Source organism: Pedobacter lithocola (genome assembly GCF_042650845.1).
GTDB classification, from domain to species: Bacteria; Bacteroidota; Bacteroidia; order Sphingobacteriales; family Sphingobacteriaceae; genus Pedobacter; species Pedobacter lithocola.
Window position 1 is genome coordinate 300829 of the sequence record NZ_JBHSBW010000016.1, and the last position, 12696, is coordinate 313524.

Annotated in this window: 14 protein-coding genes; 6 read left to right on the forward strand and 8 right to left on the reverse strand. The window is 40.1% G+C overall.

Translation table 11 applies throughout. The features are described 5' to 3' along the window. The first annotated feature begins 2 nt into the window (after nt 1–2). From traJ to ACFOWA_RS19435, 6 genes are read left to right on the forward strand one after another with little or no spacing between them, the layout of a single operon-like run. A complete protein-coding gene (traJ, locus tag ACFOWA_RS19410) occupies nt 3–1202 on the forward strand; it encodes a conjugative transposon protein TraJ (protein WP_378988510.1) in 1200 nt (399 codons plus the stop codon). Between the two features lie 44 nt (nt 1203–1246). Further along, nucleotides 1247–1858 (forward strand): conjugative transposon protein TraK, encoded by a 612-nt coding sequence (gene traK, locus ACFOWA_RS19415; RefSeq protein WP_378988512.1) that lies wholly within the window; start codon nt 1247–1249, stop codon nt 1856–1858. Nucleotides 1859–1861: 3 nt separating this feature from the next. Beyond that, the gene (locus tag ACFOWA_RS19420; RefSeq protein ID WP_378988514.1) at nt 1862–2080 is read left to right on the forward strand and encodes a hypothetical protein; all 219 of its coding nucleotides are present in this window, start codon (nt 1862–1864) and stop codon (nt 2078–2080) included. 26 nt (nt 2081–2106) lie between these two features. Beyond that, nucleotides 2107–3153 (forward strand): conjugative transposon protein TraM, encoded by a 1047-nt coding sequence (gene traM / locus ACFOWA_RS19425; RefSeq protein ID WP_378988516.1) that lies wholly within the window; start codon nt 2107–2109, stop codon nt 3151–3153. A gap of 1 nt (nt 3154) precedes the next feature. Then, a complete protein-coding gene (locus tag ACFOWA_RS19430) occupies nt 3155–3766 on the forward strand; it encodes a hypothetical protein (RefSeq protein ID WP_378988518.1) in 612 nt (203 codons plus the stop codon). A gap of 34 nt (nt 3767–3800) precedes the next feature. Continuing rightward, nucleotides 3801–4811, forward strand: coding sequence for a hypothetical protein (locus ACFOWA_RS19435; RefSeq protein ID WP_378988520.1), 1011 nt, complete (start codon nt 3801–3803; stop codon nt 4809–4811). A 133-nt stretch (nt 4812–4944) separates the two neighbouring features. On the opposite strand, the gene ACFOWA_RS19440 is transcribed toward ACFOWA_RS19435, so the two are convergent. The 8 genes from ACFOWA_RS19440 to ACFOWA_RS19475 form a co-directional block, all read right to left on the reverse strand. Then, nucleotides 4945–5436 carry a hypothetical protein gene (locus ACFOWA_RS19440; RefSeq protein ID WP_378988522.1) on the reverse strand — a complete coding sequence of 164 codons (492 nt, stop codon included), beginning with the start codon at nt 5434–5436 and terminating at the stop codon, nt 4945–4947. 95 nt (nt 5437–5531) lie between these two features. Next, the gene (locus tag ACFOWA_RS19445) at nt 5532–6092 is read right to left on the reverse strand and encodes a hypothetical protein (protein ID WP_378988524.1); all 561 of its coding nucleotides are present in this window, start codon (nt 6090–6092) and stop codon (nt 5532–5534) included. An 11-nt stretch (nt 6093–6103) separates the two neighbouring features. Further along, nucleotides 6104–8464 carry a TonB-dependent receptor gene (locus tag ACFOWA_RS19450; RefSeq protein WP_378988525.1) on the reverse strand — a complete coding sequence of 787 codons (2361 nt, stop codon included), beginning with the start codon at nt 8462–8464 and terminating at the stop codon, nt 6104–6106. Nucleotides 8465–8501: 37 nt separating this feature from the next. Continuing rightward, nucleotides 8502–8819, reverse strand: a complete 318-nt coding sequence (locus ACFOWA_RS19455) for a hypothetical protein (protein WP_378988527.1) — start codon at nt 8817–8819, stop codon at nt 8502–8504. 56 nt (nt 8820–8875) lie between these two features. Further along, nucleotides 8876–9112 carry a hypothetical protein gene (locus tag ACFOWA_RS19460; RefSeq protein WP_378988529.1) on the reverse strand — a complete coding sequence of 79 codons (237 nt, stop codon included), beginning with the start codon at nt 9110–9112 and terminating at the stop codon, nt 8876–8878. 42 nt (nt 9113–9154) lie between these two features. Next, complete coding sequence (locus ACFOWA_RS19465) at nt 9155–10327, reverse strand: APC family permease (protein ID WP_378988531.1); 1173 nt, start codon at nt 10325–10327, stop codon at nt 9155–9157. Beyond that, nucleotides 10317–11069, reverse strand: coding sequence for a hypothetical protein (locus ACFOWA_RS19470; RefSeq protein ID WP_378988533.1), 753 nt, complete (start codon nt 11067–11069; stop codon nt 10317–10319). The genes ACFOWA_RS19465 and ACFOWA_RS19470 overlap by 11 nt, the downstream gene beginning before the upstream one ends. A 118-nt stretch (nt 11070–11187) precedes the next feature. After that, on the reverse strand, nt 11188–12669 hold the full coding sequence (locus ACFOWA_RS19475; protein ID WP_378988535.1) for a DUF6850 family outer membrane beta-barrel protein: 1482 nt from the start codon (nt 12667–12669) through the stop codon (nt 11188–11190). Between the last annotated feature and the right edge of the window lie 27 nt (nt 12670–12696).

Below are 12696 nucleotides of genomic sequence, written 5' to 3' on the forward strand. Positions count from 1 at the left end.
TTATGAAAAAAAAGATTTTATGGAGCGCTGGTCTAGCGCTAATGGGAACGGTTTTGCCATTACTTACTTTTGGGCAGGGTATTTCTGATAGTCTGCACGGGATGCAACCCGTTTTGGATAAGGTTTACGGTGAAATGATGCCGATGTGTGCCAAGCTTATTGATGTAGGAAGAGGGCTGGCAGGTTTTGGCGCCCTTTGGTACATTGGTTCGAAGGTATGGAAGCAAATTGCCCAAGCAGAGTCGATTGATTTTTATCCGCTACTGCGTCCATTTGCCTTGGGATTGGCAATATTGATGTTCCCTATGGTGATTGGTTTGATGAATGGAGTACTCTCTCCTACAGTTTCGGTCACTAGGAACATGGTAAAGGACTCGAACAAGGCAATCGAGCGTTTGCTCGCACAAAAGGAAGCGGCGATGAAAAAGACCAAAAAATGGCAGGTGTATGTAGGGGATTCTGGGGATGGCGACCGTGATAAGTGGTATAAGTATAAACATCCAAAAGACCCGAATGGTGATGATGAAGGCTTTTTAGATGGGATAGCAAATGACATGAGCTTTTATATGGAAAAGCAGCAGTACAATTTTGAAAATTCGATCAAAAAGTGGATGAGCCAGGTGCTGGAAGTTTTGTATGCCTCTGCCGCATTATGCATTAATGTGGTGCGAACATTTATGTTGATCGTAATGGCCATACTGGGCCCTTTGGTTTTCGGCTTTGCAGTTTTTGATGGTTTTCAACAAACCTTAACGGTTTGGATTGCTAGGTATGTAAATATTTTTCTTTGGTTGCCAATCGCCAATATTTATGGCAGCATATTGGGCAAGATTCAGGAAAACATGCTGCGTTTGGATATCTCCCAAATTGACTCCGCTGGTGATACCTTCTTTTCTTCAACCGATATAGCTTACCTCATCTTTCTGGTTATTGGTATAGTGGGCTACTTCTGCGTACCATCAGTTGCAAATTATGTGGTACATGCAGGCGGAGGCAATGCGGTTGTTCAAAAAGTAAATTCAATCATCATTGGCACATCCTCAGCTGGAATGAGCGCAGGATCAGCAGGTGTGGGTATGGCAGCAGATGCCCTTGGCGATGGGGTTCGCGAAATGAGGCAAGGTTATGCTGCAGAATCTACCGGCAATTATTTTCCAGATGGTGGAAGTTCGCATCAGCGGGACAAACTTTCGGGCAAGTAGATTATTGTTCATTTCCTTTTTATTAACTAAAAAACAAAACAAAAATGTTTACACAATTTAAAAATATAGATACTGCCTTCAAGCACATCAAAACTTTTAGCCTGTTTCTGATTGCAGCCTGCATTTTGGTCTCTGGCTTTGCCATTTATAAGAGTTTTGATATCATAAAGACCAATAATAAAAGGATTTATATTCTTGCAAATGGGAAAGCATTGGAGGCCATTTCAGCAGAGCGAAAGGATAACATTGGGGTTGAGATAAGAGACCATGTGAAAATGTTCCACCACTGGTTTTTTACGTTGGATCCAGATGAAAAGGTTATACAGCGTAATATGTTATTGGCACTGAACCTAGCTGACCAAAGTGCGAAAAAATCCTATGATAATCTTAAGGAACAGGGATATTTTACGAATCTGATTTCCGCCAATATTTCACAGGAAATCACGGTAGACTCCATTGATGTTAACTTGGATGTTTATCCCTATTACTTCAAGTGTTATGCCACCCAGCAGCTGATCCGATCTACCTCAACCTTGGTTCGTCATTTAGTAACCCAAGGGTATTTAAGGAGTGTTTCAAGATCTGACAATAACCCTCACGGATTTTTGATCCAGCGTTGGGAGACCGTAGAAAACACGGATATTTTAAAACCTTAGCTTATGAAATGGTTTAAAAAGGAAAGGGAAAATGATCCCTCGGTCGAAGTTGTAGCGCAAAGGATTGCTTCAAAAATTTTAAAAGTTCAACGAAGGCTTGCTGACAACCTTAACACGAAAGCTAAAGATATACCAAAGAAAAAGTTAGCCATTATGCTTGGCTTTATTGCATTGGCATTTGGAGGCTATTCCCTTTGGCTGATACTAAGCCTATTTAGATAATCAATTATTAATTAAAAACAGATTTTATGGAAACAAACAAGAAAACAAGAGACAAAAGGGAAATCCTTTTGGTAGTGCCACTAATGTTCATGCCCTTTATGGCACTGGCATTCTATGCCATGGGTGGAGGCAGCGGTGTAAAAATAAACGCTGCCCTCGCCAGTAAGGGAATCAATACCACGCTTCCAGACGCAAGCTTTAAGGCTGATGAACCAGTAGATAAGATGGGCTTTTACGCCAAGGCTGGTAAAGATACTTCTATTGATACAAATGGTACTTCCATAGCTGATAAACTTGGCAATCTGGGAGATGCCGATTTAAAGACCATGGAAATCAATTCGAAACTCGCAGCACTCAACAGGGAAATCAATGCTCCGGTTGTAGGTGCGCCAGAAACGAAGGTCAAGAGAGGTCTCGAAGCTGGAGCAAGTACGATGAAAAGCGATGTAGATAGGTTAGAGCTCCTGATGAAATCAATGCAGGATGAAAAGCAAAGAGATCCTGAAATGGACCAGATGAACAATGTGTTGGATAAGATATTAGATATCCAAAATCCAGCTAGGGCGCAGCAAAAAGTATTGGGGAAGATTTATTCAGGGCAACATTCTGAAAAATTTTCAGCCATTACTGCATTAGTTGATGGAAGTCAAAACGTAGTACAGGGCGGATCGGTAAAATTAAAACTTACAGATTCTATTCTGTTGTCTGGAATAGTGATCCCAAAGGGTCATTTACTATTTGGGCTTTGCAGAATTGTAAATCAAAGGCTTTTGCTTGATATTAAGAACATCCGCTTGGGCAATCAAATTATTCCGGTCGATCTTTCAGTTTATTCGCTCGATGGTATGCCGGGTATTGATGCACCAGATGCAGTTTTTCGTGATGTGGCCGGATCGGGTGCTGAAGATGCAATCGGAGGCGTACAAATCTATGGATTAGACGGCATAGGCGGTCAAGTTGCGGGTGCGGGTATTGATGCTGCGAGGTCTCTGCTCTCTAAAAAGGTACGTGTAGTAAAAGTAAGACTGAAAGGAGATTTTCCAGTTTTGCTACGTGTAAACAAGGAGCTTTAGCATGAAGCAACTGCTAGAACACCTAAAAACAATTGGACTTTCGGACGAGGAATTGCCTAAGCAAATTACAGCCTTTATAGGCGATGAAGTTCCAGTGGTGATTAGCAGAAATTTTTTAGATAGTGAGGTAAAACTTTCTTTAGAGATAAAAGCGAGGGAAAAAGGTGAATTGGAACTTTTGGGGTATGAGCTATGGAAACATAGACCCGTTGAAATTCCACAGCATTTTAATAATGGAACACCGACAAGACCGATTGAGGAACTATTGAAGTTAATTAATTTCCCATCAGAACTACCCATGGATTTTATCTCTCGTCTAGATGAAAATAAGGCATACGATCAGATTGCGGGGGTATTCCAAGAATTTGATCACCTTGAATTTTTTCTCTTGGATGAGGCAGATGAAAATGAAATTAAGCAGGTAAGGGAAATGGTGGATAGCTTGCTGATTAAATATGGTATTGGAAATGGGCTGGAGAATTACCTCTTAACCATTGATGAAGGATATTGGAAGAATAAGTTTTATGAGGTTTTTTCTTTTCCGCCAGAATTGCACACTGGGGTTGTGCTTAACAAGATTAATGACACGGGAAGCGTTACAGGCATTAAGTGATTTGGCTATGTTCGATCCCCCAAAAAAATTGATTATGAACTTAAATAATTTAGAAAACCTCCGCGAGGAGATGGCAAAATTGGGCTTTAAAAAGGAGCTCATTGAGCAGATGGAAGAAAAGATGAAAGCCAACGTGGCTGATTTCAAATTGTATGATTCCGTGGAGGCTACTCGTGGCAGGGTAGATATGACATTGTTCTTTAAGCAATCGAGCCAATCAGATTATTATTACCTGAACAAATTTGAGGTTTGCCATGAAAAAGGGCAGGCTATTCCAGATGGTCACAAGATAATGGTGCTGATGCAGATGGAAGGTGCTGATAAGGGAATAAGCAAAGATTTACCAAATATTTCTGAAGGGATCGCTTTTTTTAATTCAAGAAAAGGGGTGCTAACTGAGCATAATGGAGTATGTCATTTAGCCGTAGGTAAGGATGCCAATCATGCTGTGAAATTAGCAACGATGGAAAATGGAAAAGTAAACTATCTACAGAAAGAGTTTGCGCAGACCTACCGTACCTCTCCTATTAATCAAACAATCTATGTAGAAAAAGGTAAAGGGTTTTCTGCCGAACAGGCAAGTAACTTGATCCAAGGGCGTGCGGTATATCGTGATGATATGGTTAGCCAAGCAGGGCAACAATATAAGGCCTGGATCAAACTGGATTTTGATGTGCCGAAAGATCGTTTTGGAAATTTTATGATCAACCAGTACACCGACCCTGCATACGGATTCGACCTTTCTAAGGTGCTGGATAAGTTTGAAATCAAAGAATTGGCAGATCCTGTTAAGCGTGAAATTTTAGAAGGCAGTATTCGCAATGGAAATCGACCAACCGTTACTGTCGAAAAAAATGGAGAAGTTGTTAAACTTCAATTGGAAGCCGTGCCACGTTATAGTCAGATTAACCTTTACACCAAAGAAGGACGACCTGAAAAACGTGAGCAGTTTTTAAAAGCAGCGGACTTTAAACAAGAATATGCTGAAAGCAGAAATAAAGCTCAAAATAAATCTAAAGGACAAGGCCAAGGAATTGGTGTCTGATAGTTGTTAGTTTCTGTATACTAAAAGGGTTGCCAATTTTTTTGGCAACCCTTTTTTGCATAAGATTATCTGAGTCTATTAGCCTCTTAAATATTATTTCTAGTTCATTTAAAATAGCTACAAGACCTAAAAATTACATCTTCATATTATCTTCTTTTTTGATTTTATTGTCCTGTTCCAAAATCATTTTATGATCGGATTCAATTTTTTTATGATCAGCCATTAGCATGTCATGATCTTTCATCATTTGATTATGCTCCGTTTTTATTTCTTCATCAGGTGTTTTACCTTCGGCAAGTTTTTTTTCTAATGCTTCATGTGCCGTTATAATGGCTTTATGTTTTTCAATTAAAGCGGTATGACTTTCTAGCAATTTTTTATGCTCGGCTTCTACTTTATTATGAGCACTGCTGTCGGCTTCCTTCATAGCATTGTGCTCAGTTACAAAAACAGCATGTTCGCTTTCCATTTTTTCATGCGCTTTTTCCAAAATAGCTTCATCGGCTTCAAGTTTAGCGTGGTCGGCGCTGAATTGTTTTTGCAATTCAGCGTTTATATTATTACAACTTGCAAATAATAATGTAGTTGATACAGCAATTACACTTGCGATTGTTGTTAATTTCATGGTTATTTTTTTAGTGGTTATAGGAATGTTTTTCAGTTTACATCTAAGTAGTTAAAAAAGTCCAGAATTACCTCTGGACTTTTAAATACTATAATCTATTTTATACTTACCGGAATTGCAGCTGAAAAATCTGTGCTTCCTGGGGCTTCAGTGCCATTTTTCGCGCCTGGCTGATGTCTTAATACAACCTGTAGTGAACCAGACGAGATAGCTCCTGCAGCAGCAGTTCCCTTAATCCCAATTTCCAGATTGTTCTTATCCTTGTCAGTTCTAACCAGTGTTAAGTTCAACCCTGTCGCTGGCTTGTAAACCCATAAATGCTCGAATGACTCAGAAGTAATTTCACTCAGAACATTACGATCTGCAGGGGCAGCAGTTTCATTGAGCACCTCTGATACTTCAAAGTTATATGAAGTATTTGCCTTAAGGTTTAGTGTGCCGATTGTTGGGGCAACACCACCATCCCCATCAGGGTCTGTCCAAGTTACCGTAGCAATGTCACTAGCATTAGTTGAATTAGTAAACTTGAGAGATACTTTTGTGATCAGCTCGTTTTCATCTGGCTCTGGAACTTCTTTGTCTTTTTTACAAGCTGAAATGCTCATTACAATTGCCGCTGCGGCAATTAATCCTAGTTTTAATTTGTTTTTGATCATGATTTTTGTGTTTAATTGTTGCTATTTTTATTATTTCCAAATGGTATTTTAAGTCTTAATGTGATATTTCGACCTAGGTCGGCACTGTAGTATCTAAACCTGTTCAGGTAATCGCGATACTCCGTATTAAGTGCGTTGTTAACACTCAACGAAATATTCCATTCGTTCCCCCTAACCTTGAGGGTAGAGGATATATCGGCATCAAGTAAAGTGTATGCGCTAGGCGCAGGTGCAAAGTCTTGATTATCTCTAACTCTTGATTGTTTGGAAACATGCGTAGCAGAAAGTTCGAAAGTTGTCTTCCCCAAGCCCTTGGTTTCTAAAAGATGATAACTTAATGTGCCAGAAACCTTATCTGCCGGAATATAAATAAGGTGATCCCCGCTCTTTTTATCATATGCCCGAACCATTGCATATTTTCCTAAAAACGTGAAGTGCCTGTTCAATTCATAAGCTAACGATAGGTCTGCGCCAGTAAACCTGGCATCAAGTTGAACAAATTTGTTAGAAAGGAAACCCCCTCGCTGGGTAATTTCAAAAATTGGTTTCCCCTGCGCATCAAGTTGCGGCTGAAGATAAATGTAGTTGTCGATCAGGTTCCGATAGACATTAAATTCCCCTGTCAATTTCCCAGTTTGCCTTACCAGACCTGCTGATAAACTGATAGATGACTCCTCCTTCAATGATCGGTCGCCCCGTTCAAAAGAAGCGTTGCCCTGATGAACACCTTCGATAAAAAGTTCATTGATAGCTGGTGGGCGCCAGCCTTTTGCTATTGTTGATGTTAATTTGAAAGCGTGCGGAAGCTGATAAGATGCCCCAACGGTTCCTGATACTTGGCTGAACCGAAATTCTGGATATTCAAACGGGCTATTGCTATCCCTCGGATTAACTCGTTTTGTAACATCCATATTCTTGTGATCATAGCGAAATCCCGCCTCCAAGCTCAGGTTTCCAGATGAGTAGCGCTCGATAAAATATGCGGCACCATTTAAACTGTTAAAAAAGGGGATAAGGTAGGCACCGTCATAAAAATTTTGTTGGTAGATTGCATTCACTCCAATTTTACCAACCATTCCTAAAAGCTTTTTATGCTCAAAGGAAATATCTGCAACCTGTGTGCTGAGGTCAAAACGGTACTGGTAGGTATCTTCACTTGATCCCCGAACCACGTCGAATTCTTTTCGGAAGTTTTGCTGATAACTGTACTGTACACTGATCGTGCCTACGTCTTCAAAGCGGTATGAACCCTTGATTTTTGCAATGTGATGGTTTACCTCTTGATAAGGCCTTTCTATTGTATAGTTTAGATCAGATTTATAGATGTCGAGCGGCTCATTTCTGCCAATGGCGTTGTCCCTGTCTTCTGTGCTGCCCACATTAGATCCGCTGAATATACCGAGCTTGGTATTGAAACTACTCGCATATAATTCTGCCGAAAAACTATTCTTTCGATAGCCTAATGTTAAAGCACCGTTATACTCCCTTAAACCTGTATTTTTTAAATAATAATTCGCAGTTTTCGAGTTGCCTGCGATACGCCCAGTTCCCTGTGCCCTCCAACTGAACTCGTTGTTTTTTCCAGAGCTACCCTCAAGAGAACCCGAAAATGCTCCAAGGCCGCTATTGCTCATCCCTACAAGATGAAGATTGCCGCCCAATCCGCTTCTGTAGCCAAGTGGTGCAGGTTCAACCAACACCACGCCTCCAATTGCATCGGCACCATACATCACACTTGCTGCACCTTTAATCACAGTTAGTTGACTAGCAATAAATGGATCTACTTCTGGTGCATGTTCGCTACCCCATTGCTGACCTTCTTGCCGTACTCCAGCATTGTAAACTAAGACACGGTTTCCATACAGGCCCTGAATGATAGGCTTTGATATATTTGGTCCAGTTTGAATTGAATTTACTCCCGCAATTGCTTTAAGTGCTTCTCCAAGCGACACGCCTTTTGTCATCTCTAGGGCAGTTCCAGTAAGCTGACTAGTGGTCTGTAACGGTCTAGCTTCTGTTTTTGTGCCTCTCACTTCTACACTTTTCAGTGTGGTTGTTTTAGGATTGAGTACTACTTGTAGCTCTTTGTTCGCACCTAACGTAAAAACGATATGTTTTTCTGCAAAGCCGACATTTGAAACATGGATATCGTAGTTTCCTTGGCATAAGTTTGACAAAGCGAAATATCCATTGCTATCAGTCAACACCGTAGTGCCAGAGCTACTAATGGATACGCTAGCGCCAGTTAAAGGAGTTTTATCTTTACTATTCAGCACATAGCCAGATACTTTCAGTTGGCAGTTTTGCGCCTGTGAGTTAATAGAAGAAATAAAAAATAAGAAAAGGCTAAATAGCCTAAGAAAGGTATTCATTGATCCTGTAAATGAGTAAAAGCAATATAAAGAGTGTTTATACTGTTGTTACAGGAGGTGCTTTATTTGAAAAATGAAAAAATTGATTTGAAAATTCTGGATTTGAATAATCAAGATATGATGCTGGAATAGGCTTATCGCATACAAAGGTGAGGTGCCTAGGTAAATCAGTTTCGAAGGTTACCTCAAATGGATGGCAACATGGTTTCTCATACTTTTTAACAACTGTTTGACCTTGCTTTTCGTTGGCAGAATAATGATGTTTGTGGAAAATCTGATAAAAAGGCAAAATGGAAAGTTGCATCGCAAAAAGCAATACTAACGTAACCAATCTATACAAACCTTTTTTCTTCATTTATTGTAAATCCTCAATTATCCAAATTTAACGAAAATTATATTGGAAAATAACAGTTATCTGCCTAAATAGTTTCTTTTCTTCTTTGGGCGATTGTAACAAATTGATATGACACCCACAAATGTGATAATCATCCCACACATAACAAGATAGGGAGCCAGTAGTTTTTTAATACCTATTGGACGGTGGTGTTCCACAAATGTCATTGGATCGGGTATGATTTCCATCACTTCTAAAATTCCTAGGCCAATGCCAGTTAACAAAATAATAAGTCCTGTGATGAGATATTTCATTTTGTGTTTTCGATCTTAAGTTTATCGCCGTTAATAATTAGTTTAAGTGAGAAGTACCACCATTGTATAAATATTTGCTATCAAAAAGAAAGTCGGTGCAATCATTCTTTGAAAAGAAATCTGCCTTTTGTTAAAGAAAAGGATGGCAACGCATAAACAGGAGCTCAAACAAAGTAATACTCCTGCTGATATAAGTATCCCTTCAAACGTGTCGGTAATGAGCAGGGCCATAGTTACCACATATTGAAGAAACATTGCTTTGAGCGGTACCTCTACTTTTTTTGTGCTTTCTTGCCCATCTTTCCACCAAAACATCCGATCAATTACCCGTGGTCCCACCCAAACCATCGCACTGATTGTGGAAACCAAAAGCAGAGAGATAATAATTGCCATCCATTTCCCTCCAGAAGGACCAAAGATAGCTTTGGCCGAGACAGCTCCAACCTCAATCACTCCGTCCAAACTTTTTATTGGAACTGTTTTCAGAAAGACAAAATTTAAGAGTACATATAAGATGGTAACCACTGCGGTGCCGATCAAGATTGATCTGGAAATGTTTTTTTCAGGGTTTTTGATTTCGCTAAAAATATACACACAAGCATTCCACCCCGAATAGGCAAAGGATACATACACCAACGAAACGGCAAAGCCCTTGCTCGCAACTAGGTCGAACTGGGCTATGCCTAAATCAAGAGGGTTTGCAAGTTCCGAAGAGAATAGGCCAGCGCCGATGAACATGAGTAGAATGATAACTTTAATCACTGTTGTAGCCAATTGAAAGCCACTGCCTAGCTTTAAACTAAAACAGTGGAAAGCAGTAACAATACTTATTAGGATGATGGAAAGCCATTTTCCGGGAATCCCTGTATAAAATTGCCCAAAATATTTACTGAAGGTAATAGCAGCTAGCGCTACGGGCGCAGCAAATCCTGCAAATATGGACACGCCACCCGAGAAAAAACTGAGCACTTTTGGATAGGCCGACCTGATGTAATGGTATTCTCCTCCCGATCCAGGGTATAAACGTGCCAACTCAATATAGCTTAACCCACCGCATAAGGCAACTATGCCCCCACAAAGCCATAGCAACAAAAGCACACTAACTGAGGGGAGTGCAGCAACCTGAAAGCCCAAACTCGAAAATACCCCAGTGCCAACCATATTTGCTACAACCAATGCGCATGCCGTAAAAAAGCCTATTTTCTTATGCTGCATTCTTGATTAGTTTCTTCAGTAATTTGTAATATTCGACAGATCCGTCGGCACGTTGGAACTTCTTTCTTACCTTTTCATATTGTAGTAGATAAAATTTAGCCCTGTTCAGGATGGTACTGTCAACTTCGTCGGGTTTGTAGCCTTGTGGAACGGCATATACAAAATGCCCCCTTATGGCGCTGAATACTGGAATCTGGAAAAAGTCCCGTTTCACGAACACGCCAGTTTTGTCATTACTGATAGAAGCCACAGTAAAAAAATCAACTGCATGTTCTGGATAGCCGAACAGGTAACCGTAGGCCCTAAAGCGGTTGTACTTATGCTCGTATTCAGTTGTATTTACTAAGATTTCGGGGCTGGTGCCTGGAACAAAACCGAACTGTCCGAAAAACGATTGCTCGGCTTTTAAGAGCGAATCTACAAGCGACCTTCGATTTACCGTAATCTGTATTGGGCGTGAATCTTTCTGTGTAATGCGATAAGGGCTAATCATAAATTTTAAATCCCCAAAATTGAGCGAATTTACGATCTGCTGATAGCGTTTTAATTTTTTAAGGTCTTCACTGGTGGTATCTGTAATCCTACGATCTCCTCGACGAAGCGTATCCGCAGTGGTAATCTTGAGGTAAAGTTCTGTTACGCTGCTCATTGGTTTAAGCCCGCTAACAACTGTAAACAGACCCTCGTTATCGAGTACCTTCTTAATCAGGGTATCAGCAAGCTGTTTGTCGGTTTGCGACAACTTTTTATAGGTACTAGCGTAGCGCTTCGATTGCTGAGACATTCGTGTACTGCTACATGAGGCTGTAACGATAGCAATTAACAGTATGGATAAAAGATTTCTGTATTGTATTTTCATTTTAAAAAATTAAGTTAAGTGATAAGTTTGCAATACTCCTGCTACCAAAATCAACCGTATTAACCAAATCAATTCCAGTTTTTAACTGATAGGATACATTAGCGTTGCGATAGGTAACCGAAAGGTTGAAAGCTCCCTTGAGGTAATCGGCAGATGCAAATTGATAATATGGTGTTACCAAAATGGGCGAAAGCTGCGTTGGGCGATTAATGATGATTTCTTTTTGAAGGTTAAAATGGTAACCTAATTTTAGTTCGCCACCAAATGTGGTTTTTTTGGTGAGCTGATTGATCATTGAAAATCCTGCATCTTGATGAAGCATCACACTTGTCCAATCCGTTTTTGCGATACCTTCATTGTAGTTGGTATAACTTAATCCAGGATAGACTGCAAAATTGAATATATACCTATCTCGTTTTTTCCAATAAGCTATTTTGGTATCCACTCCAGAAAAATAGTAAGCTGGGTTAATTGCGCTAAAAACAGGATCAAAACCAGTTCCATCTCTGAACCAAGCCTTAGCGCTTGCGTTAAATCCATTTTGATTTGATCCACTTGTGTAACTGGCAAATGCTTCTCCCTTAAATTCATCCAAACCACCAATAAAAATTGGCTTTGCTATACCATCGTTTACATCTTGGGTTTGGTAGCCATACCGCAGTCCGAAAAGAAACTCTACATCGTTTTTATAAAGGTAATCCGCCCCGAATAAATAACCATATCCTTTGGTAAATCGCTGTGCGGTAACAACAGGGCCTGCCGTAAATTCTCCATAACCCCTTAAACTGTAAATAATGGGATTTTGATCTGCATAATAACCAGTTTCAACCATTTCATCCATATAGCTATAACCCGCTAGGATAGATAGGGTATTGTACAATCCGAATTTATAGGCTAATGATGGCTGTATGGTATAATTTAATAACCTGTTTAGCGGTTTTGGATCATTATCTCTAGAGTTTTGCTCGGTTTCATAATCTAGCTTTATGGCTGTTTGCCATTTCTTAGTGCTCGGCATTACAATTTGTAAGCTTGCATCCAACCCATCGCCTCGCCAATTTCCACCAACTGCATCAGCAGTAATAAACGGATTGCCGCTGTAAGGTCTAGCAACATTTGCATACTTAATGCTATCCCTATAATTTTTTCCATAGCTAAACGAACCATAGAATAGCCAATCTCCCACCTTGCTAAGTCCAGTTGCTCCAAAGCCAAAATTGCGCTGCCGTTTAAAATCTTGCGGTCGCCTAAAAGTTCCATTTGTGAGTTCAGCCCTTAAACCAACTTCAGCGAATGTGGGTATCGCCGTATGGCGGATAAATATCGGATTTGAAGAAAGCGAAAAGGCATTATTACCAATGCCCAGGGACAATGAGAGCAAGCTATCTGTTTTTGACTGTGACCTTGCAGACAAAATTGCGCTCATCATCAGCAACAGTAAAAACCCAGTTCTTTTAAGTATAGCGTAAATAGATTTCCTCATTTCTTTAATAGTTTGAAAATCAAAAAG